Below are 23,716 nucleotides of genomic sequence, written 5' to 3'. Positions count from 1 at the left end.
TCTCAAGGTCCAGCCATAGAGGCTGGAGAGACCACAATAACGGACGGCACAGCGTTCAACGTGCCGGTTCCAGTCGCTCAGAAAACCCGCATTTCACGTCGGCAAACCGATATTTGGGTTTGCGTGCCGGCTTCAGTCGGCGCGTTGTGGCAAGCTTCAAAGGTCCGGCAGGATACTGAAGCCTATGGAGGCGGGTATGAAATTCTCCACAGCAACAGCGCTTGTGTCGGCGCTTATGATCGGCGTGGCCTTGCCAGCGTCGGCGGGATCGCAGACGGGAACGGATCCGATCAAGACGAGTTCGGCCGCGTCGGCGTTCGGCTCCTACGATCCTTATGGCGATTTCAGCAACGACAAGTCGGCCAGCATCGAGGAACTGTTCCTACCTTGGGAAGACGTCGACCTGTCGACACTGCCGCTGGCGGACGCCTATGCGCTGCAACGCGGCCGCTCGCTGCTGATCACCATCGAGCCTTGGACATGGTCGAAGGACTGGCGCATCACGCCGCCCGAGCTGAAGAACGGCATATTGAGCGGCAAATACGACGCCAACATGCAGGCGATCTGCAACCTCGTCGGGCAGATGAAGAGCCCGGTCACCATCCGCTGGGCGCAGGAAATGGAAGACACGAATGGCCGCTTCACCTGGGCCAACTGGGCGCCAAAGGACTGGATCGCCGCCTACAAGCGCGAGGTCGATGTCTGCCGCAAGGTGGCGCCCGCCGCGAAATACATGTGGTCGCCCAAGGGCGTCGAAGGCCTGGAAAAGTACTATCCCGGCGACAACTATGTCGACGTGATCGGCCTGTCGGTGTTCGGCCTGCAGAAGAAGGACAATGACGAGGTCGGCCGCGACCGGACCTTCGAAGAGGCGCTGAAGCCAGGCTATGACCGTGTCGCGAAATTCAACAAGCCGGTCGTCGTGGCTGAGCTCGGCTATGTCGGCAAGCAGGACTATGTCTCGAAATGGGCGGATGATTCCCGCAAGTCCTATGCGGAGTTTCCGGCCCTTACCTCGGTCGTCTACTTCAACCAGAAAGAAGTGTGGCCGTGGCTGGGCGGCTATGGGCTGCCCGACTGGCGGGTGACCCAGCACGTCTTGCCATAAAGGCGTGATCATGCCCGTCCCGGCCAAACCGGGACGGGTTTCCGGCTAATGGTGTTAAAGTGGGGTTGCGGCCGAGCTGGCTCGGCCGCGGGTGAAGCGTATGCGTAAATCAGTTGGAGTAAAATCGTGAAGAGCGCAGTGGGGAAGTTTGTCGGAGCGGCGCTCGCCTGCTCCGTTTTTGTTATCGGCCTGCAGGACGCCGCAATGGCCAAGGTCGCGCACAGGATCGGCGACAAGACGGCGAAGGCCACCACCGTCTCTGACGAAGGCATCTATCAGCTCTACAAGAACCGTTCCTGGCGCTGGGGCAACCATGGAGCCGCGTTTTTTGCGGTGCCGAAGCGGCAGTTTACTGCCTGGTCCACCGAAGGTGGAAAGAGCTATGGCGAGGGCATCTGGTTCATGCCGGGCAGCGGCAAACTGTGTTTCCGGGCAACCTGGCATGGCTCATGGGGCGCCAAGACCTCCTTGAGCTGCTTCGAGCATCGCCAGGCCGGCAAGGTGATCTACCAGCGCAAATCTCCGAGCGGAGACTGGTACGAGTTCAAGGATCGCCACGGCAAATCGGACCTGCGCAATGGCGACTACGCAAGCAAGAACGTGAAACGCTTCAAGGCGAAGCTTTAGTCACTGCGTGCAGGCAAGCGCCAGGCCGGCTTGGCGTGAACAGCACAATTGATTGGCACCGCGATTTCGCGCAACGGTTTTTCACGACGGCGACGACCGCGAATGACCGATGCCCAATGCTGACGGAACCATCCTGATAACCGGCGCCCGCGCGCCCGTGGCGCTGCATTCGGCGCGCCTCCTCCATGGCGCGGGGCGCAAGGTGATGCTGGCCGACACGCCGGCGCGGCCGATCGCGGCGGCGAGCCAGGCCTGCGCGCGCTATCACCGGCTGCCGCCGCCGCGCTAGCGCAAAAAGCGGCTCGAGGCGACCATCGCGGCGGATCAACAAGGTGACGATCGGCGATCGCTAATCGTCACCTGTCGTCCCGGCGCCATCGCCCGAACGGCTTCAGCCGATCGCTTGCAGGGCGCCAGCAAAGTGATTGGGCACAACTGCCTTGCTATCGCGGGCTGCGCCCAGGAAGCCCAGCACCGCTTCCATGAATTCCTCTGGCCGCTCGACATTGAGCAGGTGGACGCCGCGCAGAAGCAGAAGCTTGGCGCTGGGGATCGTCGCCGCGATCGCCTCGCTGTGGTTCGCCAGAGTCACCTTGTCGTCCTCACCGCCGATAACCAGCGTCGGCGCGGTGATCAGGGAAATCGGGCGGCGCAGATCGGCGTCGCGGACGGCGGCGAAGCATCCCGCGAGTCCTTGCGGCGACATGGCCAGGATCGCGGCGCGGAATGGCTCGACCGTCGTGCTCTGGCCATCGAGCATCGAGGCCGGGAACCAGTTGCGCATGAACATGTCCGCGGTGGCCGAGAGATCGCTCGCCGCAAGCACGTTGCGTATCTGCTCGTCGAAATAGGATGCCGGCCCCAGATGCTGCGAGGTGTTGGAGAGGATCAGGCGATCGATGCGCTCCGGCGCATGGATGCCCAGCCATTGGCCGACAAAACCTCCAAGCGACAGGCCAAGGAAGTGAATTCGGGCAAGCCCGAGGAAATCGAGCAGTTCCAGCACATCGCGACCGAGACGGTCGAGCGAATAGGCGCCGGCCGGGGCATCGGAGCCGCCATGGCCGCGAAAATCATAGCGCAGCACGCGGAAGGATTTGGCGAGTTCGGGAACCTGGCCATCCCACATATGGAACGTCGTGGCGATGGAGTTGGACAGCATCAGAACCGGCCGGTCTTCCGGGCCATCCAACCTGTAGGCGATGCGGGCGCCATCGCCCGTTTTGAAGTGAAGTGTGTCGGCCATTGGCTCCATCCTTTCGGCGCGTTCAGCGCGATTTCCGATGAGCCAAAGCTAGGCATGGCAACTATCGAAGAAAATTACTATGATTTGACAATCTTTGTAGGATTACCCGACTGTGGATGGCTTGAAGCTGCACGATCTCAGATGTTTCGACGCGGTCGCCAGTCGAGGCAGCTTCCAGGCCGCCGCCCAGGCCATGCACCGAACGCATCCTTCCGTGTTCGCCGCCGTCGCCCGGCTTGAAGAGCAACTTGGCCTGACGCTGCTCGACCGCAGCGGTTACCGGGTGAGCTTGACCGATGAGGGTCGCCTGTTCCATGCGCGGGCACAGCTGGCGATCCGCGAGCTGGAGCATCTTCGCACCTACGCCGAGCAGCTCTCGAGCGGCGAGGAGACCGTGCTGCGCATCGTCTTGGGCGACGTCTGCCCGAGACCCGGAATACTCGACCTGCTCAGCCGGTTCTTCGCCGAACGGCCGCGCACGCGCCTCCATCTCGACTATGAGGCGATCAGCGGGCCGGTCGAGCGGCTGATGGATGGCGAGACGGACCTCATCTTCCACCGCGCCAACCCCTCCGACCCGCATCTCGAGCGCATCGACCTGCGCGAAGTCGCCTTCGTGCCAGTGGTGGCGCCGGGCTTCCTCCCCTTCGGAGTCGGGCCCGACGTCACGCCCGAAGCGATGCGACCCTTCACCCAATGCGTGATCCGCGACACGGCGCGGCGTCCCTCATCTGAAAACTTCTTCGTCATCGACGGCGCGCATTCATGCTCGGTTCCCGACCATATGATGAAGAAGGAGCTGATCCTGCACGGGCTAGCCTGGGGTCATTTGCCGGAATGGCTGATTGAGGATGAACTGCGTGGCGGACAGCTGATCTCGATCGCCGGCAGGCATATTCCCGGCCGCACCGAGACCATGGCCGCGGTTCGGCGGCGCGATAGGCCGCACGGGCCCGTGGCCGAGGCGCTGTGGCGACACCTCGAGGACAGTCCCAAGCTTCCGGGCTAAGCCTTCCGTTCCCAGCGGCGGTCCGGCGTCTGCTGCCAATAGGTCACGGCGTGGCCGGCTTCCTTCATTGTCTTCCAATGGCCGCGCGCGGCTTCGAGCTGTGCCGCGTCATGGCCGTCGAACAGGAAGACGGCCCGCTCGTAGCCCGATAGCTCGGGCGGGTTTGCGCCATCGACGAGGAAGCGGATCTGCGCGGCGTTCTGGTTGCCCCCGCCCGTGGTGAGCAGGATCGGCTGCTCGGCCGGATGGGCCTCGCGGTCGGTGGCATGCGCCAGGAAGGAATCGTCGCGGAAAATCCACAGATGCTGGTCGAGCGCGTCGCGGCGCTCTTCCGTGCCCGTCTGCACCACCGCGCGCCAGCCGCGCTCGACGCTGCGCTCGAGCAAGCCCGGCAGCGCCTCCTCGAGCGTCGATTCGGTCAGATGGTAAAAGAGGATTTCAGCCATCCCCTACCCTTCATAATGATCGCGCACCAGCCGGTCGAGCAGGCGCACGCCGAAGCCCGAGCCCCAGGACTGGTTGATCTCGCTGGACGGCGCGCCCATCGCGGTGCCGGCGATGTCGAGATGCGCCCAGGGCGTGTCCTTGACGAAACGCTGCAGGAACTGCGCAGCGATGATGGCGCCGCCATAGCGGCCGCCGATGTTCTTCATGTCGGCATTCTTGGAATCGATCAGCTTGTCGTATTCGGGTCCGAGCGGCATGCGCCACAGCCGCTCCTGGCTGGTCTGGCCGGCGCCGAAGAGCCTGCCTGCCAACTCGTCATTGTTGGAGAACAAGCCGGCATAGTGCTGGCCGAGCGCGACCATGATGGCGCCCGTCAGCGTCGCCAGGTTCACCATGAATTTCGGCTTGAAGCGGTCGTTGGTGTACCAGAGCGCGTCGGCCAGCACGAGGCGGCCTTCGGCGTCGGTGTTGAGCACCTCGATCGTCTGGCCCGACATCGAGGTGACGATGTCTCCCGGACGCTGCGCGTGGCCGTCGACGGCGTTCTCGACAAGGCCGATGACGCCGACCACATTGGCCTTGGCCTTGCGCGCCGCCAGCGCATGGATCAGCCCGGTGACGGCGGCCGCACCGCCCATGTCACCCTTCATGTCCTCCATCCCGGAGGCCGGTTTCATCGAATTGCCGCCGGTGTCGAAGGTGACGCCCTTGCCGATAAAGGCAAGCGGGGCGTCCTTGGCCTTGCCGCCGTTCCAGCGCATCACCACCAGGCGGGCGCCCCGCGGCGAGCCTTGCGCCACGCCGAGCAGCGAGCCCATGCCGAGCTTCTTCATCTCCTTTTCGGTGAGGATCTCGACCTCGACGCCGAGCGCCTCCTGCGCCTTGACGCGCTCGGCGAAGTCGACAGGCCCCAGCACATTGGCCGGCTCGTTGACGAGGTCGCGCGCCAGCAGCACGCCGTCCGCCACCGCTTCCTCGCCGGTGAAAGCCTTCTTCGCGGCAGCTGGATCGACGCAGTGGATCGTGACCTTGGCGGGCTTCGCCGCCTTCGCGCCGGACTGGCCGTCTTCCTTGTCCTTCCTGGTCTTGTATTTGTCGAAGGCATAGCTGCGCAGCAGGATCCCGGCGGCGAGGCTCGCCGCCTGGCGGCCATCAGCCTGCAGTTCCGGCAGATCGAGGATGACGGCCACCTCGGTCGCCTTGCGCAGCGAAGCGGCAACAGCGCCGCCAAGCTTCAGCCAGGCGTTGTCGTCGAGGGCCGACACCTTGCCGGCGCCGATCGCCACCAGCCGGTCGACGGACGTTCCTTCCGGTGCCAACACCTCGGCCGAGCTCGCGAACTTGCCGGCGAAATCGGCGACTGGAAAGGCACGCGCCAGCGCGCCGACCGGATCGCAGGCCTTCGCCGCCTCGCCGAGCCCGCCGCCGTCGGCCGCGAGCACGAAGACGCTGCCCTTCTTGGGCGCGGCGAATCTGGCGAAAGAAATGGTAGGTCTCGACGTCATCAGGTCCTGCTTTCGGGGATGGCCGTAAGGTGCCGGCAAAGGTAAATCTTCACCGGCAAGGGGTTTGGCTAGCGTGCGCGACATTTGGTCGTTTTCAGCCATTTGGCAAGACTTTGGCCGAAATCGCTGCCTATATCAGCGCCACTATAGACAAAGGATTCGTCTCGGCACGACCTTAGCTTGCTGCCGTAACCTACTGTTAACCATCGATGTTTTGCATTTCTTATCCATTGGCGCGGAGACTCCGCCGCGCCGGGGCACGCGGCGTGGGGCGACAAACCGGAGCGAGCCGCCTATGACCCAGTTGTGCGGGCGACGCCGGATGACTACCTTGTCGGCGGGCATGATGCCGTTCGGCAAAATCGAGAAAAGCCTTCATGAAGGTCGTTGAACGCTACATCATGCGCCGCGCGCTGACGATGTTCCTCGCCGCGCTGGTCTGGACGCTGGCGATCGTGTGGACGACGCAGGTGCTGGCCAAGATCGACCTCGTTACCGACAACGGCCAGTCGGCGCTGACCTTCTTCGAGGTCGCAGCGCTGATCATTCCCTCGATCATCCCGATCGTGGTGCCGTTCGCCCTGGTGGTGGCGGTGGCGCAGACGCTGAGCGCCATGAATGCCGATTCGGAGCTCGCCGTGCTTAGCGCCGCGGGCGCCTCGCGCTGGACCATCGCGCGGCCGATCCTGCTGCTCGCAATCGCGGCTTGCGCCTTTTCCTTCATCGTCGACAACGCCATCGATCCCTATGCCAGGCAGAAGAACCGCCAACTGGTGGCGGCTTCGCGCGCCGACCTCGTATCGCTGATCATCCAGGAAGGCACGTTCCGCAAGATCGACGAGGGCCTTTACCTGCAGGTCGGCGAGCGGCTCCCCGGCAACCGGCTCGGCGGCATCTTCGTCGCCGATTCCCGCGAGGAAGGCGCCAGCCTCACCTATTATGCCAAGACCGGCAGCATCGTCGAAAAAGGCGACGAGAAGGTGCTGATGATGAATGACGGCGTCATCAACCGCAAATCGGTAACCGGCGACCTCTCGGTCATCCGCTTCACCTCTTATGCCTTCGACATGTCCGCCTTCATGTCCGCGGCGAACGACATCACGCTTTTGCCCAAGGACCGCACGACGGCGTATCTGCTCAACCCGGATCCCAATGACAAGATGTTCCAGCGCGAACCGGGCAGCTACCGGGCGGAACTCAACCAGCGCTTTGCCGAGTGGTCCTATTCGCTGGTTTTCGCGCTGATCGCGCTGGCCGTCGCGGGCGATGCGCGTTCGCATCGCGAAGCACGCATCAACCCGCTGATCACGGCTATCGCGATAGCGCTTTTCGTGCGATGGCTCGGCTTCTTCGCCGCCGGCAAGGCCGACAGGATCTCGTACTATATCTACCTGCTCTACGGCATACCACTGATTGCGTCCGCGGTTTCGATCTGGTTCATCGTCTCGTCGCGCACCATGGAATTGCCGGTCAGCTGGGCGGACTGGCTGACCAACCTCGCCAAGCGCACCAGCGACAACTGGACGGCATTCAAGCTGTGGCTCGTCCGGCGCACTTCCGGTCAGGGAGCCTGACCATGGGCTGGACGCTGGGCCGCTATTTCTTCTTCCGCTACGTCTCGATCACCTTTTGGTTCTTCCTGGGCCTGCTGGCGCTGGTGTTCCTGATCGATTTCACCGAGCTTTCCGGCCGAACGACCGGGCTGCCGGGCTTCACCTATGGCACGGCCTTCGCCATTTCGGCGCTCAGGATGCCGATGATCATGCTGCAGACGGTGCCGTTCGTCGGGCTGTTCTCGGCAATGGCGACGCTTGTGTCGCTCAACCGCCGCTACGAGCTGGTGATCGCGCGCTCGGCCGGCGTTTCGGCCTGGCAGTTCCTGTTTCCGTGCTGCGTCGGCGCGCTGATGTTCGGCGTGCTTTCGGTGGCCGTGATGAACCCCATCGCGGCGCATGGCTTTTCCTGGTCCGAGCAGATGGAGAACGACCTCAGGGCCGGCAAATCGAATGCCGTCACCACCAACGTCACGCCGTGGCTCAGGCAGAAAACCGAATCCGGCGACACCATCATCGGCGCCCGCGCCGTCCTCAACCAGGGCCTTGAGATGGCGGACGCGGTGTTCTTCATCCTCGACCCGCAGGGCAACATCGCCGAGCGCAAGGACGCGGCCAAGGCCTTCCTGCGCGATGGTTACTGGGAATTGCAGGACGTCAAGGTTTTCAAGGGGGGCAACATCCAGGCGCTGGCGACCGACAAGGTGCCGACCAACCTCAAGCCGGAATTTGTTCAGGAGCGACTGGCGCGTCCGGAAACCATCCCTTTCTACGAGCTGCCGCGCAAGATCGAGGTTGCCCGGTCCTTCGGGCTCAAGGCAAATGCCTTCGCCATGCAGTTTGATTCGCTGGTGGCGTTGCCGTTCCTTCTCGTCGCCATGACGCTAATTGCTGCAACGGTTTCAATGCGATTTGCGCGAATGGGGCAGTCGGCAACGATGATTCTGGGTGGCGTCGTGGCCGGCTTTCTGCTTTATGTCGTTTCGGTACTGGTCAAGGCATTCGGTGTGGCCGGATTCGTTCCTACGGTGGTGGCTGCATGGGTTCCGGTCGTCGTGGCTATGTTCTTCGGGGTGACGTTTCTGCTATACAAGGAAGACGGCTAGTGAGGGAGGCGGTTTTGCGCAGCCATAGGCAGGCCGGTTTGGCACGCCTCTATGGGGCGACCGCCTTGGCATGTCTGTTCGCTTATGCGGTCCCGACGGCACCCGCACAGGCGCAGACCATTGCTGCCAAGTCCGTCCCTTCCGGAACGCAGATGCTGCTGGCCGCCGATACGCTTGTCTATGACAACGACAAGCACACGGTGACGGCCGTCGGCGGCGTGCAGATCGACTATGGCGGCAACAAGCTGGTCGCCCAGCGCGTGGTGTACAACCGCGACACCAAGCGCCTCGTCGCGAGCGGCGCCGTCGAGCTCATCAACAGCGACGGCACCAAGGTAAATGCCGAGCATATCGATATTACCGACGACTTCGCCGACGGGTTCACCAACGCGCTGCGCGTGGAGACGATCGACAAGGCCTATTTCGCCGCCGAGAGCGCAGAGCGCATGGGCGGCGTGCTGACCACCTTCCACAATGGCGTCTACACCGCCTGCGAACCTTGCGAAGACAAGCCGGACAAAGCGCCGACCTGGCGCATCAAGGCGCGAAAGATCATCTGGAACGGTGAGAAGAAGACGGTACGCTTCGAAAATTCGAACTTCGAATTCTTCGGCTTCCCGCTCGCCTATCTGCCGGCTTTCGAGATCGCCGATCCGACCGTGAAGCACAAGAGCGGCTTCCTGATCCCCGGCATCGTCTACAACAACCATCTCGGCGTCGGCGTCAAAGTCCCCTATTATTTCGCGCTGTCCCCGACCTATGACCTGACCGTAACCGGCAGCGGCTATACCAAGCAGGGCTTCCTCGGCGAGGCCGAGTGGCGCCAGCGCTTCAACAACGGCCAGTACACGCTGAAGATCGCCGGCATCAACCAGCAGGATCCGAACGCGTTCATCGGCACGGGCAATCGTTACGTCGTCGATTCGGGCGAGCCCGGCGATCCGAACAAGTTCCGCGGCATGATGGGGACCACGGGCCAGTTCGCCATCAACGAGCGCTGGAACTTCGGCTGGGACGTTCTGCTGCAGACCGACAAGAATTTCTCGCGCACCTACAACATCGACGGCTTCAGTGATCTTGCTCACCAGTCGTCGATCTATGTGACCGGCTTGAGCGACCGCAATTACTTCGACGTTCGCGCCATGCGCTTCGAGGTGCAGGAAGACACGCTCTCCAGCGATCCGACGGCGCGCGCGGCCAAGCAGCCCTGGGTGCTGCCGTCCTTCGACTATGCGTATATTCCCGACACGTCAGTGGCCGGCGGCCAGCTGTCGTTCAACGTCAACGCGCGTGTGATCAGCCGCAACCGGCTGGACGCCGTGCTGGCTGATCCGCTCGTCAGCACTTCCATCAACAACGTGCGCGGCATCGAAGGCGAATCGAGCCGGCTCACCGCCGAGGCCGAATGGAAGCGCACCTTCACCACCGATGGCGGTCTGCAGTTGACCCCGTTGCTCGCCTTCCGCGGCGACGCAGGCTATGTCAACGCCAATCAGGCTTCGCTCGATGCCGTCAACCAGATGGGCACAAATCTCGGCCAGGACGTCGATATGCGCTCGTCGCTTGCCCGCTACATGGCCACTCTCGGCCTCGAGGCGCGCTGGCCGCTGCTGTTCTCGATGCCGAGCTCCAGCCATATATTGGAGCCGACCGCGCAAGTGTTCGTGCGTCCGAACGAACAATATGTCGGGGGGCTGGCCGTTCCCAACGAAGACGCGCAGAGCTTCGTCTTCGACGCCACCACGCTGTTCGAGCGCGATAAATTCTCGGGCTATGACCGCATAGAAGGCGGCACGCGCGCCAATGTCGGCTTCCGCTATTCTGGCGCCTACGACAATGGCTGGGCCACGAACGCCATCTTCGGCCAATCCTATCAGCTCGCGGGCCTGAACTCCTTCGCCGCGCCCGATCTCGTCAATGTCGGAGCCGAGTCCGGCCTGGACAAGCGGACCTCGGATTATGTCGGCCTCGTCGGCTTCAACAGCCCGAGCGGTTTCTCCGGTTCGCTGAGCGGGCGTTTCGACGAGCAGACATTCGAGGTCCGGCGCGCCGAAGTGAAGGCCGCCTATTCCAGCCTGCCGATATCGCTTAGCGCCAAATATGCCTTCATCGAGGCGCAGCCGCTCTATGGCTTCACCACCGACCGCCATGAAGTCACGCTCGGCGCCTCCACGCATCTGGCGGAGAACTGGCGACTGTTCGGCACCGGCACCTACGACATCCGGAGCAACGTGCTGGTCAAGGATGGCGTCGGTTTCGCCTATAACGACTCCTGTTTCACCTACATCATGACCTATTCGCAGACACGCGATACCATAACCAAGGAAGTGTCGCAGAATATCGGCTTCAACCTTTCGTTCCGCACGCTGGGCGATTTCGGGTCGTCGACGAGCGCGGTCGATACTATCCGATAGTGGAAGGCTGGCGCGTGGTCTGCGATCCGCGCGCCGATATTGCTTTGGTCTTGATTTGGAGCGTGAACCGCCGAAGATGCTTTGGTTAGGGGACCATGCGCCGGCGACATCGTTTCGCCGCATAGGACAGGCATGGGTCGGCTGCATCGCGCAGGCGTTCGGAGGACGCGAGGCGCTGTCATGCCGGCAAATTGGGGCGGGAAATTGGAAGGTAAGATGAGGAAATACCTGTTTTCGGCAGGATTGGCGTTTCTGGTGGCGGCGACCTCGGTTTCGGTCACGGCAGTTGTGCAGCCGGCTTTCGCCGCGGAGATCAAATATGTCGTCAACAACATACCGATCACCACCGGCGACATCGCGCACCGCGCCGCCTTCTTCAAGCTCCAGCACAAGAAAGGCGATGCCGCGCAGGAGATGATCGACCAGACGCTGCGGCTGGCCGAAGCCAAGCGGCTCGGCATCCGCATCACCGATCAGCAGGTCGACGCCGCCTACCAGCGCTTCGCCTCGGGCAACAAGATGCCGCTGGCCAAGCTCGACGCGATCATGAACCAGTCGGGCGTCACCAAGGAACACTTCAAGGAGTTCATCCGCGCCCAGATGGCCTGGAACCAGGCGCTCAGCGCACGCTACCGCTCCGGCGAAGGCGGCTCGGTGACCGAGCAGGACGCCGTGCGGCGCATGCTCGACAAGGGCGGCGCCAAGCCGACGGCGACGGAGTACATGCTGCAGCAGGTGATCTTCGTGGTGCCGGCAAAGGAGCGCGCCGCCACGCTCGCCAAGCGCAAGCGCGAGGCCGACGCCATGCGTGCCCGCTTCAGCGGCTGCAACACCACGCGCGAATTCGCCAAGGGTCTGCTGGACGTCACCGTGCGCGATCTCGGCCGGGTGCTGGCGCCGCAATTGCCGACCGACTGGGCCGAGCAGATCAAGGCCACCAAGGTCGGCGGCGCGACGCCGACGCGCGAGACTGAACGCGGCATCGAATTCATCGGTATCTGCTCCTCGCGCGAGGTTTCCGACGACAAGGCCGCGCAGATGGTGTTCCAGGCCGAAGGCGGCAATGACAAGGACGCCGAGGAGCTCAGCAAGAAATACGTCGCCGAGCTGCGCCAGAAGGCCAAGATCGTCGAACGCTAGATTGTTTTAACGCAATTCCGAGGCGGAAACCGCTCACACTTTTCCTGGAATACTTTTAGACCCGGAGACATCAGATCGAATCGGCCTGAATCCGTCTCCCAAGTCCGAGAAATGGAGCATCATGTCGTCCGAAAACCGCAGCATATTTTTCGGCGTCATGCTCTGAGCGACAAGCATGCGATACCGCAGTCAGCCCACCCAATGAGCGCGCGCAAGACCGCTGCGCCGCTGGCGCTCAGTGTCGGCGACCCTTCGGGCATTGGACCCGAGATCGCCATCGCCGCCTGGCAGGCGGGCGACAGCGCGGGGGTGCCGCCCTTCTATCTACTGGCGGACCCGGCCCTGATCTATGCCCGCGCCAGCCTTGTCGGCGCAAATGTGACAATAGCCGAGATCTTGCCCGGACAGGCCGCGCATCATTTTGCCCGCGTGCTCCCCGTCGTGCCGCTCCATGCGCGCCATGTCGACAGCCCGGGAGAGCCGGATCCGGCCAATGCCGCCGGCACCATCGAGGCAATCGATCGCGCCGTCGCCGACTGTCTCGCCGGCAGCGCCGCCGCGGTGGTCACCTGTCCGATCGCCAAGAAGCCGCTTTACGATGCGGGATTCGGCTTTCCCGGCCACACCGAATATCTGGCGCATCTGGCTTCGCGCCATACCGGCCGGGAGGTGACGCCGGTGATGCTGCTGGCCGGACCTGATCTGCGCACCGTTCCGGTGACGATCCACATCCCGCTGGCCGAAGTCCCGAAAGTGCTCACCACGGAACTGATCGTCACGACCGCGCGCATCACCGCTGCCGATCTCAAGAGCCGCTTCGGCATCGCGTGGCCTAGGCTTGCGATCGCCGGGCTCAACCCGCATGCCGGCGAAGGCGGCGCCATGGGCCAGGAGGATGCTGCAATCGTGGCCCCGGCCGTCGAGACGCTGAAAGCGGAAGGCATCGACGCGGTCGGACCGCTGCCGGCCGACACGATGTTTCATCCTCGCGCGCGCGCCTCCTATGACGCGGCGCTGTGCATGTATCACGACCAGGCGCTGATCCCGGCCAAGACCTTGGCCTTCGACGAGGCGGTCAACGTGACGCTGGGCCTGCCCTTCATCCGCACCTCGCCCGACCACGGCACCGCCTTCGGTATCGCCGGAAAGGGCATTGCGCGCGCCGACAGCCTGATCGCGGCGCTCAGGCTGGCGCGCCGGCTGGCCGACAGCGGCCGGCAGGCCGGGGCCGCGTGAGGACCCGTTGAACGAGCGCGCCACGATCGACGGGTTGCCGCCGTTGCGCGCGGTGATCGAGCGCCACGGCCTGCAGGCCAAGAAGGCGCTCGGGCAGAATTTCCTGCTCGACCTCAACCTGACAAGCAAGATCGCGCGCGCGGCCGGCGATCTCGGCGGAGCGACCGTGATCGAGGTTGGGCCCGGCCCAGGCGGGCTGACGCGGGCGCTGCTGTTCAACGGCGCGCGACGCGTGATCGCCATCGAGCGCGACGAGCGCTGCCTCGAAGCGCTGGCCGAGATCTCCAGCCACTATCCCGGTCGCCTGGAGGTCATTCCCGGCGATGCGCTGAAGACGGATTTTGCCGCGCTTGCGAACTCGGCGAATGGCGGGCCGGTGAAGATCGCCGCCAACCTGCCCTACAATATCGGCACCGAGCTTCTGATCCGCTGGCTGACAGTGGCCGACTGGCCGCCCTTCTACCAGTCGATGACGCTGATGTTCCAGCGCGAGGTGGCGGAGCGCATCACCGCGGGTCCCGGCAGCGACGCCTATGGCCGGCTCGGCGTCCTGGCCGGCTGGCGCACGGAAGCAAAAATCGCCTTCGACGTGCCGCCGCAGGCTTTCACCCCGCCGCCCAAGGTCACCTCGTCCGTCGTGCATCTGGTGCCGCGCTCGTCTCCCCTGCCGGTCGACGGCAAGAAGCTCGGCCGTGTCACCGAGGCCGCCTTCGGCCAGCGCCGCAAGATGCTCAGGCAAAGCGTGAAGAGCCTAGGCGGCGAGGCGCTCCTCACCCGCGCCGGCATAGACCCGACGCGGCGTGCCGAGACGCTCAGCGTGGAAGAGTTTGTCCGGCTGACGAACGCCGTCTGATCGCCGCCGCATCACTGGAACCCACAAAACGGCGCCATAGATAGGCGGGGCAACACCGCCTGGAGCCTGCAATGCCTGCCTATATCATTTCCGACGTTGCGATCCGCGACCGAGAAGCGTTCGAGGCCTATCGAACCCGCGCCGCAGCCTCGATCGCCGCGCATGGCGGCCGCTATCTGGTCCGGGGCGGCGACGTGGAGACGCTGGAAGGCGATTGGCAGCCCGGACCGCTGATCGTCGTTGAATTTCCTGACATCGAGACCGCGCGGCGCTGGTACCGCTCCGACGAATACGCGGCCGCACTCGAGGTTCGCGATGCAGCGTTGAGCCGCAACCTCATTCTGGTCGAGGGGATTGGCTCGTGATGCACTCACGATTCCCCGCCAATCATCGGGCATGATGATGTGATTGCATGAAAAAGAACTCTGCCCGCTCGGTCCAAAATGGCCAATTATCCTGACCAGTGACAGGGGCGAAAAAATCAGTGCCATTGAGGGCCTGAGGTTGTCACATCGTATGGCCGCCATTCTGAGAGAAAGCCGTGCACGCGGTCTGAGCGGCCATGAACGCAGGCCGCTGATCAAGGAACAGGCATCCCGCAAGAAATAAGATCATAGGTGGTCGCTGAGGGACACTCTACCCCGTCTTCTCGTCCAGCAACCCCGAGATGAAATCGAACAGCCCCGGCCGCCTGTCGCGGCGCAGACGCTCGGCAGCGACGATGGCGCGGACCTCGGCGAAGGCGCGGTCGAGATCGTCGTTGACGATGACGAAGTCATATTCCTTCCAATGCTCGATCTCCAGGCGAGCGTTCTTCAGCCGGGTCTCGATGACGGATTCCTGGTCCTCGGCGCGACGCTTCAGGCGCGCCTTCAATTCCTTCATCGACGGCGGCAGGATGAAGATCGAGACGATGTCGGCGCGCATCTTCTCCTTGAGCTGCTGGGCGCCCTGCCAGTCGATGTCGAACAGCATGTCGCGGCCTTCGGCCAGCGCGATTTCCGCCGGCTCGCGCGGTGTCGCATAGCAATTGCCGTGCACCTCGGCCCATTCGAGCAGCGCGTCGGAATCGCGCAGCCGCTCGAACTCGCGCATGGAGCGGAAATGATAGTGGACGCCTTCGATCTCCGAACCGCGGCGCGGCCTTGTCGTGACGGAGACCGAAAGCTCAAGGCTTGGATCGCTCTCCAGAAGATTGCGCGCGATCGTCGACTTGCCGGCGCCCGACGGCGATGACAGCACCAGCATCAATCCGCGGCGGCGAATGCGGGACCCGAGATCCCTGGCAGCCGTTGGTTCCTTGGCAACCATTCCCGTCACTCCAGATTCTGGACCTGTTCGCGAAACTGGTCGACCACCGCCTTGAGCTCCAGCCCGATCGCGGTGACCGCGGCCGCGTTCGACTTGGAGCACAAGGTATTCGATTCGCGATTGAATTCCTGCGCCAGAAAATCGAGCTTGCGGCCAATGGCGCCGCCGCCTTTGAGCAGCGTCCGCGCCGAAGCGACATGCGTCTTCAGCCGGTCGATCTCCTCGCGGATGTCGGCCTTGGTGGCGAGGAAGGCCGCCTCCTGATGCAGCCGGACGGCATCGAGATTGGCCGAGGCATCCATCAACAGGCGTAGCTGCTCCGTCATGCGCTCGCGGATTGCCGCCGGCTCCCGCGAGGGATCGGCTTCGGCCTTCAGCGTCAACGCCTCGATGGCGTCGATATGGCCGGAAAGCAGCGCGCCAAGTGCTGCGCCCTCGCCCTGGCGCGCCTGCTGCAGCCCGGCGAGCGCTGCCTCGAGCGCCGACAGGATCGCGGCATCAAGAGCGGCGCGTTCCTCCTCGGTCTCTATCGCCTCGGGAATGTCGAGCACGCCGCGCAGGGAGAGCAGGCCGTCGGCGGTAGCGGGCTCGGTGCCGAACTGCTCCTGCAAACGCTTCGCCAGCCCCGCCAGATCCTTGAGGAACGCCTCGTTGACCACCGGCTGGGCTTGCCTGGCCGCGGCGCGGCCGACGGTCAATGTCGCCTGGAAATTGCCGCGCGCGAAACGCTTCTGAACGGACTGCCGAACGGCGATCTCCAGCCGGTCGAAACCCTGCGGCAACCTCAGCCGAACCTCGGCGCTCTTGCCGTTCACCGATTTCACCTCCCAGGCGATCGAGGTGCCTTCGCTTTCGGCAGCGGACCGCGCGAAACCGGTCATGCTTTGCAGGTTCATTGTGCCTGTCATCCCCTGTCGCAGGCCGTCGCACGCGGCCCGGCGCTACACGCCCCAGAAAATCGCCGGACGATCGGCCGGCGCCCCCTCAAAACATGAATATGGCGTCGCGTCAAAGGACGCGTGCGGCACGCCTATTGAGCCGTGTCGCCGCCCGCATCGCCGTTTTCGCCGCTGTCGACATTGTCGCCGGCGTTGCCATCGGGAGCGGCCGGGGCCGTCGTCTGGCCGGAAGCCTTCGCGGCGGCATCCGCCTGCTTCTTCTGCAGCGTCCGATAGCGGGCGACATTCTGGTTGTGCTCTTCCAGCGTCGCGGCAAAGACGTGGCCACCATTGCCGTCGGCGACGAAATAGAGATCGCCGGTCTTCGACGGATTGGCAACCGCTTCGAGCGCCGCGCGGCCCGGATTGGCGATCGGCGTCGGCGGCAGGCCCTTGATCAGATAGGTGTTGTAGGGCGTCTGCTTGTCGAGGTCGGACTGATAGATCGGCCGGTCGGCGGGTTTGCCCTTGCCGCCGAACAGACCGTAGATGATGGTCGGGTCGGATTGCAGCCGCATGCCCTTGGCCAGCCGGTTGAGGAAGACAGCGGCAACGCGCGAGCGTTCGTCGCTCCGGCCCGTTTCCTTCTCCACGATCGAGGCCAGCGTGACGAAATCGTCGATGTTGGCGATCGGCAGATCGGGTGCGCGATGCGACCAGACATCCTCGACCAGCTTCTTCTGATCGGCGACAAGCTTGTCTATCATCTGCTGGCGGGTGGCGCCGCGGGTGAAGCGCAGCGTGTCGGTGGCAATGCTGCCCTCCGGCGGCAAGGTCGCCGGCATGTCGCCGGTGAGCGCCTCCTGATCGGCGACGCGCTGCAACGCCTGCTCGACCGTCAACCCTTCGGGAATGGTGAGCGAGTACATCACCGACTTGCCACTCTTGAAGAGCTCCATGATGTCGCGCATCGAGGCGCGCGGCTTGATGGCGTATTCACCGGCCTTCAGCGCCGATTCATTGCCGGTGGCGCGCACGCCGAGCCGGAAGATGCGGGCATCGCTGATCAGGCTGCGGCGTTCCAGTTGATCGGCGATCTCCTGCACGCCCGTGTTGGGCTTGATCATGAAGGTGTCGCCATTGGCGGACGGACCGGGCTCGACAAATGCCTGCATGCCGAAATAGAGCGCGGCCCCCGAGGCGAGAACGATAAGGATCGCCACGGACAGGAAGAAATTCAGGAACACCACGACCTGGCTGCGCGAGGCGCGCGAGCGCTTCGACGGCGGCGGCGTGCCAGCTTCCGGGCGCAATGCCTCGGCCGCCGTCTTGGGCACGATCGGACCCTTCGTGTCTTGCCGTCCGAAATCTCCGCCGCCCGGATTTGTGCTCCCCGGATTTGTGCTCATGGGCGCCCTACCGTCTGATCTTGCAACGAATCCCCCAACTACAAGCTGGGGGAGAATTTGGCAAAAATGACGGCAGGTGGCGGGACTGCCGACTGGTTTTCCGAGCAATCCCGGGAAGAGCGCCGCGGCCTCTTCCCGGGATTGCCCCGGTTGGCCTTTCAGCCATTGTAGCGCTGGAACACGAGCGAGGCGTTGGTGCCGCCGAAACCGAAGGAATTCGACAGCGCGACGTCTATCTGGCGCTGGCGCGGCTTGTTCGGCACGAGATCGATCGCCGTCTCGCGTTCCGGATTGTCGAGATTGATGGTGGCGGGGGCGACGTTGTCGCGGATGGCGAGGATCGAGAAGATCGCTTCCGCGGCGCCCGCGGCGCCCAGCAGATGGCCGACCGACGACTTTGTCGACGACATCGAGATCTTCGAGGCGGCGTTGCCGACAAGCCGCTCGACCGCGCCAAGCTCGATCGTGTCGGCCATAGTCGAGGTGCCATGGGCATTGATGTAATCGACATCGGCCGGAGAAAGCTTCGCCCGGTTCAGCGCCGCTGTCATGCAGCGGAAGGCACCGTCGCCGTCCTCGGCTGGGGCGGTGATATGGTAGGCGTCGCCGGTCAGTCCGTAGCCGGTGACTTCGGCGTAGATCTTGGCGCCGCGCGCCTTGGCGTGCTCGAGCTCCTCCAGCACGACGACGCCGGCGCCCTCGCCCATGACGAAGCCGTCGCGGTCTCGGTCATAGGGTCGCGACGCGGTCTCCGGCGCGTCGTTACGCTCGGTGGAGAGCGCGCGACAGGCGGCGAAGCCCGCGATCGACAGCCGGGTGATCGGCGCCTCGGTGCCGCCCGCCACCATGACGTCGGCATCGCCCCACATGATCAGCCGGGCCGCGTCGCCGATGGCGTGGGCGCCGGTCGAGCAGGCGGTGACGACCGCGTGGTTCGGGCCTTTCAAGCCGTGGCGGATGGAGACCTGGCCCGAGACCAGGTTGATGATCTGCCCGGGGATGAAGAAGGGGCTGATGCGGCGCGGGCCGCGATCCTTGAGGATCATCGCGTTTTCGGCGATGCCGTCGATGCCGCCGATGCCGGAGCCGATCAGCACGCCGGTGGCGCACTGGTCCTCATGCGTCTGAGGCTTCCAGCCGGAATCGGCCAGCGCCTCGTCGGCCGCCGCGATGCCGTAAAGGATGAAGTCGCCGATCTTGCGCAGTTCCTTCGGCTCGAGCACGGCCTCCGGATTGAAGGTGCCGTTCGAGCCGTCGCCGCGCGGGATGATGTGGGCGATCTTGCAGGCAAGATCGTCCACTTCGAACTCGGTGACGCGGCGGCAGGCGCTGCGGCCGGAAAGCAATTCCCGCCAGCTATGCTCGACGCCCATGCCAAACGGCGAAAGCAGGCCAAGGCCCGTGACGACGACACGCCTCATCGCAGGTCCTCCCCGGTTATGCCTGCGAAAGAACTCAGGCCGAGGCCTTGTCGATATACTTCACGGCGTCGCCAACAGTGAGGATCGTCTCGGCGGCATCGTCCGGAATCTCGACGCCGAACTCTTCTTCGAACGCCATCACGAGTTCGACCGTGTCGAGGCTGTCCGCGCCCAGGTCGTCGATGAAGCTCGCCTGCTCCGTCACCTTGTCGGCATCGACGCCGAGATGCTCGATGACGATCTTCTTGACGCGCTCTGCGGTGTCACTCATTTGGGCAATCCTCGTCTCATGTTGTCGATCTTCGTTAGCGGGCGGAATGCCGCTAATCAAGCTGAAAGATGGTCTTGCGGGCAACGCAACGCCACAGGACCGGTTTTTGCCCGAACCGCCGGGTTGCGGGCCGCATTACACGAAAAATGACGGGCGTCCAAGCCGAAATGGCTGTTTTCACAGGCGTCTGGGGCTTGGCCGGTCAGATCATCGCCATACCACCATTCACATGAATGGTCTGGCCAGTGACGTAAGCCGCCTCGTTGGAAGCAAGGTAGGCAACGGCGGACGCGACCTCGGCGCTGGTGCCCATGCGCCTTGTCGGGATGGCCGCCATGATCGTCTCCTTCTGCTTGTCGTTGAGCTTGTCGGTCATGGCCGATTCGATGAAGCCCGGGGCGACGCAGTTGACGGTGATGTTGCGGGTGGCGATCTCCTGCGCCAGGGACTTGGAAAAGCCGATCATGCCGGCCTTGGAGGCGCAGTAATTGGTCTGGCCGGGATTGCCAGTGACGCCGACCACCGAGGTGATGTTGATGATGCGGCCATGGCGGCGGCGCATCATCGGATGGGTCAACTCGCGGGTCAGCCGGAACACGGCGGTGAGATTGACCTCGATCACGCTGTCCCAGTCGGCGTCCGACATGCGCACGAAGAGGCCGTCCTTGGTGATGCCGGCATTGTTGACCAGGATATCGACGCCTTCGAGATCCGCTTCCGCTTTCTGTCCGAGCGCCTTCACCGCGTCGCGGTCGGTCAAATCGGCCGGAAACAGTTTAACGCGGTCGCCGAGCTCACCCGCCAACGCTTCCAGCTTCTCCACGCGCGTGCCATGCAGGCCGACGATGGCGCCCTGGCTATGCAGCACCCTGGCGATCGCCTCGCCGATGCCTCCCGATGCGCCGGTGACGAGCGCCTTGCGGCCGGTCAGTTCGAACATTTTTCTCTCCTGATCTCAGAGAGGCACCCTTGGCACAGGTGCCGTCAAATCGCCAGCCTGTCAGGCAAGCGCCGCCAGCGCGGTCTCGACGTCCGGCGCCGTGCCGACGGCGCCCGTGGCGATGTCGCGGTTGATGCGGCGCGCGAGGCCCGACAGCACCTTGCCGGCGCCGACCTCGTAAAGCGTGGTGACACCATTGGCGCCGAACCATTCCACCGTCTCGCGCCAGCGCACGCGACCCGTCACCTGCTGGACCAGCCGGCGGGCGATCTCGCCCGGGTCGCTGGTCGGTGTCACGGTGACGTTGGAGACGACCGGGACCACCGGCGCCCGCTTCGCCACGCCGGCCAGCGCCTCGCGCATGATCTCGGCCGCCGGCGCCATCAGCGCCGAGTGGAACGGGGCGGAAACCTGCAGCATCAGCGCCCGCTTGGCGCCCTTTTCGGTGCACAGCTTCGCCGCCAGCTCGACCGCCGCCTTGGCGCCTGAAATCACCAGCTGGCCGCCGCCATTGTCGTTGGCGACCTGGCAGACGGAGCCTTTGGCCGCTTCCGCGCACGCCGCTTCGACATCGGCCTGCTCGAGGCCGATGATGGCCGCCATGGCGCCCTCGCCAGCGGGCACCGCAGCCTGCATGGCGTTGCCGCGGGTGCGCAGGAGCTTCGCCGCGTCGCCGACCGAAACGAAGCCGGCGGCGGCAAGTGCTGAATATTCGCCCAGCGAATGACCGGCGACATAAGCAACCTTATCCTTCAGCGAGAAGCCGCGCGCTTCGAGCGCCCGCATCGCCGCCAGCGACACCGCCATCAGCGCCGGCTGGGCGTTGGCGGTCAGCGTCAGCGTCTCTTCGGGCCCTTCCCAGATCAGTTTCGACAGGCTTTCGCCGAGCGCGGCGTCCACTTCCTCGAAGACGCGGCGCGCTTCCGGGAATTGATCCGCGAGGTCCTTGCCCATGCCCACGGCCTGGCTGCCCTGTCCCGGAAAGGTGAATGCGACGGCCATTTTTGCTCTCTCCAGAGGCTGGTTTTTCCCTGCCTCTGGCGCAAGGCGGACGGCCAAGTCAAGCCCGAGGGCGTCCCTTTAAGCCGTATTTCAGCCGGAAAATCCGGCTGACTCCCTGTTCCCAAAGGGCTTTTTGGCGATCACACCTGATGAAAACCGCTCACGTTTGGTTTGCTGGCTCTTCTTATTTCCGCCACAGGCGCTAGCTTTGCGTGACACTTTGATGACAGAGCCGTGACGCGCGTGGAAGGTGTGTTGCAAGGGCCCGGGGGAGTTCAGTGGCAAGGATCAGGAAAGGCGCGGCCAAGCCCGTGCCGCGATTTTTGGAAGACGATCCGTCCACCGGCTACCTGCCGGGGCGACCCTGGCCGACCGTACGCTACGGCCTGGCGACACTTCTTGTCTCCGCCCTGCTCGTCTTCGCGATCGAGTGGATCGTGCGCGGTGACTTCTTCGGCACGGTCGATTTCTTCCTGCAGCCCTTCAAGCCAGGCTGGACCACCATCATCGTCTTCGCGCTGATGCTGGTCGGACTGGACGCCGTGATTGGCCGCAGCCACCAGAGCCTGATGATCGTGGCGCCGCTGACGCTGGCGCTCGCCTTCGTCGGACACCAGAAATCGCATTATCTCGGCGATCCGCTCTATCCGACGGATTTCCTCTATGCCCGCCAGATCATGGCGCTGATGCCGCTTCTGGTGCGCGAACGGCCATGGACGGCCATCATGCTGGCCGCGGCAATCGTCGGCGGGCTGGCGCTGCTGGTCTATGGCTGGCGGACCTGGCGCCGGCGGGTGCCGATCCTCAGCCGCAAGGGCCGCCTGGCGCGGCTGGCGCTTGCCGTGCCGCTGCTCGCCTTCTTCGTCTCGATCATGGACTACGCCACCTTCTCCTGGACGCGCGACCGGCTGCAGATCATCCCGATCATGTGGGACCAGAAGGAAAACTACGCCTCGAACGGTTTTGCGCTAGCCTTCGCGATGAACGTGCCGATGGCGCATGTCTCGGCGCCACCGGGCTATTCCGAAAAGGCGATGGACGCGATCCAGCGGCCTGACATCGCCGCTTCGGTGCCGGACGAGAAGCCGGATATCGTGGTGGTGATGAGCGAATCCTTCTGGGATCCGACGCAACTGCCAGGCGTCGGGATCAAGCCGGACCCGATCCCGACCGTGCGCGCCTTGCGCTCCGGCTCGATGTTCTCGCCCGAATTCGGCGGCATGACCGCCAATATCGAATTCGAGGCGCTGACCGGCTTTTCCAACGCCTTCCTGCCGGCCGGCTCGATTCCCTACCAGCAATATGTGCGCAGCCCAACGCCCTCGCTGGCCACCTTCCTGAAGAGCGAGGGCTACCGGGCGCGCGCCATCCATCCCGGCACCAACTGGTTCTGGAACCGCGGCGCCGTCTACGCCGATTTCGGCTTCAGCGACTTCCGCTCCGAGGAGACGCTGCCGCCTATGGAAAAGCGCGGGCCGCTGGCTTCCGACGCGGCGATGACCGACGAGATCATCCGCGAGGCCGACGACAACGATGATGACGACCCAGTGTTCCTGTTCGCCGTCAGCCTGCAGAACCACGGCCCCTACGAGCCCTACCGCTACTATAATCCGACACATTCGGTCGAAGCGCCGATCAGTTCCTGGGCGCGGGAATCGCTGCTTTCCTATGCCGAGGGCTCGGCCGACGCCGACCACGGCCTGCAGCGGCTGATCGACTGGGCGAAGAAGCGTGAGCGGCCGACCATCATCGCCTTCTTCGGCGACCACCTGCCGCCGCTAGGGCCCGTCTATGTCGAAACCGGCTTCCTCAAGGACAATGTCGCGCCGCGCAAGGAGCCGAGCCCGGAGGCAGCGCTCGAGCATCACGACACGCCGTTGGTGATCTGGTCGAACCGCTCCGGTCCGGTGCAAAACCTGGGCTCGGTGAGCCCGGCCTTCCTGCCCTATCACATTCTCACCGCAGCCGGCATCACCCACCCGTACTATACCGGCTTTCTCGGCGCGCTGCGCGAGCATTACCGGGTGGTCGACCGCAACCTGCTCCTGTCAGCCGCGGGCGAAGCGACGCCGGACTGGGCGAGGCAGAAGCAGATCGACCCGAAGATCAACGATTTCCGCCTCATCCAGTACGACATGATGTTCGGCAAGCGCCACTCGGCGCCCGACTTCTTCCCTGAGACGGTGGAAAAGCTCGTCGCGCATACGAGTTGAGCCGGTCGGCTATTTGGAGGCGGGATC

Annotated in this window: 22 protein-coding genes; 12 read left to right on the top strand and 10 right to left on the bottom strand. The window is 64.1% G+C overall.

Annotation, left to right across the window (positions count from 1 at the left end; genetic code table 11):
* Nucleotides 1–235: 235 nt before the first annotated feature.
* The 3 genes from P9272_RS21920 (at nt 236) to P9272_RS21910 (ending at nt 2,024) form a co-directional block, all read left to right on the top strand.
* Entirely contained in the window at nt 236–1,108 is an 873-nt protein-coding gene (locus tag P9272_RS21920; RefSeq protein WP_278162207.1) for a glycoside hydrolase family 26 protein, read from the top strand.
* A gap of 126 nt (nt 1,109–1,234) precedes the next feature.
* Entirely contained in the window at nt 1,235–1,735 is a 501-nt protein-coding gene (locus P9272_RS21915) for a DUF995 domain-containing protein (protein WP_278162148.1), read from the top strand.
* A 109-nt stretch (nt 1,736–1,844) separates the two neighbouring features.
* A complete protein-coding gene (locus P9272_RS21910) occupies nt 1,845–2,024 on the top strand; it encodes a hypothetical protein (protein ID WP_278162147.1) in 180 nt (59 codons plus the stop codon).
* 102 nt (nt 2,025–2,126) lie between these two features.
* Here the strand turns inward: P9272_RS21910 and P9272_RS21905 are convergent, their stop codons facing one another.
* Nucleotides 2,127–2,981, bottom strand: a complete 855-nt coding sequence (locus P9272_RS21905) for an alpha/beta fold hydrolase (protein WP_278162146.1) — start codon at nt 2,979–2,981, stop codon at nt 2,127–2,129.
* A 112-nt stretch (nt 2,982–3,093) separates the two neighbouring features.
* Here P9272_RS21905 and P9272_RS21900 point away from each other — a divergent pair, with 112 nt between their 5' ends.
* Complete coding sequence (locus tag P9272_RS21900; protein WP_278162145.1) at nt 3,094–3,990, top strand: LysR family transcriptional regulator; 897 nt, start codon at nt 3,094–3,096, stop codon at nt 3,988–3,990.
* On the opposite strand, the gene P9272_RS21895 is transcribed toward P9272_RS21900, so the two are convergent.
* Both P9272_RS21895 and P9272_RS21890 read right to left on the bottom strand, forming a co-directional pair.
* A complete protein-coding gene (locus P9272_RS21895) occupies nt 3,987–4,436 on the bottom strand; it encodes a DNA polymerase III subunit chi (RefSeq protein WP_278162144.1) in 450 nt (149 codons plus the stop codon). The two genes, P9272_RS21900 and P9272_RS21895, sit on opposite strands and share 4 nt — an antisense overlap.
* Nucleotides 4,437–4,439: 3 nt before the next feature.
* Nucleotides 4,440–5,942 carry a leucyl aminopeptidase gene (locus P9272_RS21890; protein ID WP_278162143.1) on the bottom strand — a complete coding sequence of 501 codons (1,503 nt, stop codon included), beginning with the start codon at nt 5,940–5,942 and terminating at the stop codon, nt 4,440–4,442.
* A 377-nt stretch (nt 5,943–6,319) separates the two neighbouring features.
* Here P9272_RS21890 and lptF point away from each other — a divergent pair, with 377 nt between their 5' ends.
* The 7 genes from lptF to P9272_RS21855 all read left to right on the top strand — a co-directional run bounded on the left by lptF (nt 6,320) and on the right by P9272_RS21855 (nt 14,609).
* The gene (gene lptF / locus P9272_RS21885; protein WP_128257690.1) at nt 6,320–7,516 is read left to right on the top strand and encodes an LPS export ABC transporter permease LptF; all 1,197 of its coding nucleotides are present in this window, start codon (nt 6,320–6,322) and stop codon (nt 7,514–7,516) included.
* A 2-nt stretch (nt 7,517–7,518) separates the two neighbouring features.
* Nucleotides 7,519–8,601 carry an LPS export ABC transporter permease LptG gene (gene lptG / locus P9272_RS21880; RefSeq protein ID WP_278162142.1) on the top strand — a complete coding sequence of 361 codons (1,083 nt, stop codon included), beginning with the start codon at nt 7,519–7,521 and terminating at the stop codon, nt 8,599–8,601.
* The gene (locus tag P9272_RS21875; protein ID WP_278162141.1) at nt 8,601–11,015 is read left to right on the top strand and encodes an LPS-assembly protein LptD; all 2,415 of its coding nucleotides are present in this window, start codon (nt 8,601–8,603) and stop codon (nt 11,013–11,015) included. The genes lptG and P9272_RS21875 overlap by 1 nt, the downstream gene beginning before the upstream one ends.
* Nucleotides 11,016–11,231: 216 nt before the next feature.
* Complete coding sequence (locus P9272_RS21870; protein WP_128257687.1) at nt 11,232–12,155, top strand: peptidylprolyl isomerase; 924 nt, start codon at nt 11,232–11,234, stop codon at nt 12,153–12,155.
* 201 nt (nt 12,156–12,356) lie between these two features.
* Entirely contained in the window at nt 12,357–13,391 is a 1,035-nt protein-coding gene (gene pdxA, locus P9272_RS21865) for a 4-hydroxythreonine-4-phosphate dehydrogenase PdxA (protein WP_278162140.1), read from the top strand.
* Nucleotides 13,392–13,398: 7 nt separating this feature from the next.
* Nucleotides 13,399–14,244, top strand: a complete 846-nt coding sequence (gene rsmA, locus P9272_RS21860; RefSeq protein ID WP_278162138.1) for a 16S rRNA (adenine(1518)-N(6)/adenine(1519)-N(6))-dimethyltransferase RsmA — start codon at nt 13,399–13,401, stop codon at nt 14,242–14,244.
* A 71-nt stretch (nt 14,245–14,315) separates the two neighbouring features.
* Nucleotides 14,316–14,609 (top strand): DUF1330 domain-containing protein, encoded by a 294-nt coding sequence (locus tag P9272_RS21855; protein ID WP_278162137.1) that lies wholly within the window; start codon nt 14,316–14,318, stop codon nt 14,607–14,609.
* Between the two features lie 271 nt (nt 14,610–14,880).
* On the opposite strand, the gene gmk is transcribed toward P9272_RS21855, so the two are convergent.
* The 7 genes from gmk to fabD all read right to left on the bottom strand — a co-directional run bounded on the left by gmk (nt 14,881) and on the right by fabD (nt 21,476).
* Entirely contained in the window at nt 14,881–15,555 is a 675-nt protein-coding gene (gene gmk, locus P9272_RS21850) for a guanylate kinase (RefSeq protein WP_095816070.1), read from the bottom strand.
* Between the two features lie 5 nt (nt 15,556–15,560).
* A complete protein-coding gene (locus P9272_RS21845; protein ID WP_278162135.1) occupies nt 15,561–16,451 on the bottom strand; it encodes a YicC/YloC family endoribonuclease in 891 nt (296 codons plus the stop codon).
* 134 nt (nt 16,452–16,585) lie between these two features.
* Nucleotides 16,586–17,842: an endolytic transglycosylase MltG gene (mltG, locus tag P9272_RS21840; RefSeq protein WP_278162134.1), complete on the bottom strand. Its 1,257-nt coding sequence runs from the start codon at nt 17,840–17,842 to the stop codon at nt 16,586–16,588.
* A gap of 158 nt (nt 17,843–18,000) precedes the next feature.
* Nucleotides 18,001–19,263: a beta-ketoacyl-ACP synthase II gene (gene fabF, locus P9272_RS21835; protein WP_278162133.1), complete on the bottom strand. Its 1,263-nt coding sequence runs from the start codon at nt 19,261–19,263 to the stop codon at nt 18,001–18,003.
* 34 nt (nt 19,264–19,297) lie between these two features.
* Complete coding sequence (locus P9272_RS21830) at nt 19,298–19,534, bottom strand: acyl carrier protein (RefSeq protein WP_006203723.1); 237 nt, start codon at nt 19,532–19,534, stop codon at nt 19,298–19,300.
* A 202-nt stretch (nt 19,535–19,736) separates the two neighbouring features.
* Nucleotides 19,737–20,474: a 3-oxoacyl-[acyl-carrier-protein] reductase gene (gene fabG, locus P9272_RS21825; protein ID WP_042637932.1), complete on the bottom strand. Its 738-nt coding sequence runs from the start codon at nt 20,472–20,474 to the stop codon at nt 19,737–19,739.
* Between the two features lie 60 nt (nt 20,475–20,534).
* A complete protein-coding gene (gene fabD, locus P9272_RS21820) occupies nt 20,535–21,476 on the bottom strand; it encodes an ACP S-malonyltransferase (protein WP_278162132.1) in 942 nt (313 codons plus the stop codon).
* A 278-nt stretch (nt 21,477–21,754) separates the two neighbouring features.
* Here fabD and P9272_RS21815 point away from each other — a divergent pair, with 278 nt between their 5' ends.
* The gene (locus tag P9272_RS21815) at nt 21,755–23,689 is read left to right on the top strand and encodes an LTA synthase family protein (protein ID WP_128257678.1); all 1,935 of its coding nucleotides are present in this window, start codon (nt 21,755–21,757) and stop codon (nt 23,687–23,689) included.
* The last annotated feature ends 27 nt before the right edge of the window (nt 23,690–23,716 follow it).

Source organism: Mesorhizobium sp. WSM4976 (genome assembly GCF_029625685.1).
Classification (GTDB): domain Bacteria; phylum Pseudomonadota; class Alphaproteobacteria; order Rhizobiales; family Rhizobiaceae; genus Mesorhizobium.
This window is presented reverse-complemented; position numbering and strand designations above follow the sequence as displayed.

Excerpts from the sequence above, each read along its gene's own strand:
- P9272_RS21920 (WP_278162207.1), top strand. The coding sequence starts at position 236 with ATGATCGGCGTGGCCTTGCCAGCGTCGGCGGGATCGCAGACGGGAACG.
- P9272_RS21910 (WP_278162147.1), top strand. The coding sequence starts at position 1,845 with ATGCCCAATGCTGACGGAACCATCCTGATAACCGGCGCCCGCGCGCCC.
- P9272_RS21905 (WP_278162146.1), bottom strand. The coding sequence starts at position 2,981 with ATGGCCGACACACTTCACTTCAAAACGGGCGATGGCGCCCGCATCGCC.
- P9272_RS21895 (WP_278162144.1), bottom strand. The coding sequence starts at position 4,436 with ATGGCTGAAATCCTCTTTTACCATCTGACCGAATCGACGCTCGAGGAG.
- P9272_RS21890 (WP_278162143.1), bottom strand. The coding sequence starts at position 5,942 with ATGACGTCGAGACCTACCATTTCTTTCGCCAGATTCGCCGCGCCCAAG.
- lptF (WP_128257690.1), top strand. The coding sequence starts at position 6,320 with ATGAAGGTCGTTGAACGCTACATCATGCGCCGCGCGCTGACGATGTTC.
- lptG (WP_278162142.1), top strand. The coding sequence starts at position 7,519 with ATGGGCTGGACGCTGGGCCGCTATTTCTTCTTCCGCTACGTCTCGATC.
- P9272_RS21870 (WP_128257687.1), top strand. The coding sequence starts at position 11,232 with ATGAGGAAATACCTGTTTTCGGCAGGATTGGCGTTTCTGGTGGCGGCG.
- pdxA (WP_278162140.1), top strand. The coding sequence starts at position 12,357 with ATGAGCGCGCGCAAGACCGCTGCGCCGCTGGCGCTCAGTGTCGGCGAC.
- P9272_RS21855 (WP_278162137.1), top strand. The coding sequence starts at position 14,316 with ATGCCTGCCTATATCATTTCCGACGTTGCGATCCGCGACCGAGAAGCG.
- gmk (WP_095816070.1), bottom strand. The coding sequence starts at position 15,555 with ATGGTTGCCAAGGAACCAACGGCTGCCAGGGATCTCGGGTCCCGCATT.
- P9272_RS21845 (WP_278162135.1), bottom strand. The coding sequence starts at position 16,451 with ATGAACCTGCAAAGCATGACCGGTTTCGCGCGGTCCGCTGCCGAAAGC.
- mltG (WP_278162134.1), bottom strand. The coding sequence starts at position 17,842 with ATGAGCACAAATCCGGGGAGCACAAATCCGGGCGGCGGAGATTTCGGA.
- fabF (WP_278162133.1), bottom strand. The coding sequence starts at position 19,263 with ATGAGGCGTGTCGTCGTCACGGGCCTTGGCCTGCTTTCGCCGTTTGGC.
- P9272_RS21830 (WP_006203723.1), bottom strand. The coding sequence starts at position 19,534 with ATGAGTGACACCGCAGAGCGCGTCAAGAAGATCGTCATCGAGCATCTC.
- fabG (WP_042637932.1), bottom strand. The coding sequence starts at position 20,474 with ATGTTCGAACTGACCGGCCGCAAGGCGCTCGTCACCGGCGCATCGGGA.
- fabD (WP_278162132.1), bottom strand. The coding sequence starts at position 21,476 with ATGGCCGTCGCATTCACCTTTCCGGGACAGGGCAGCCAGGCCGTGGGC.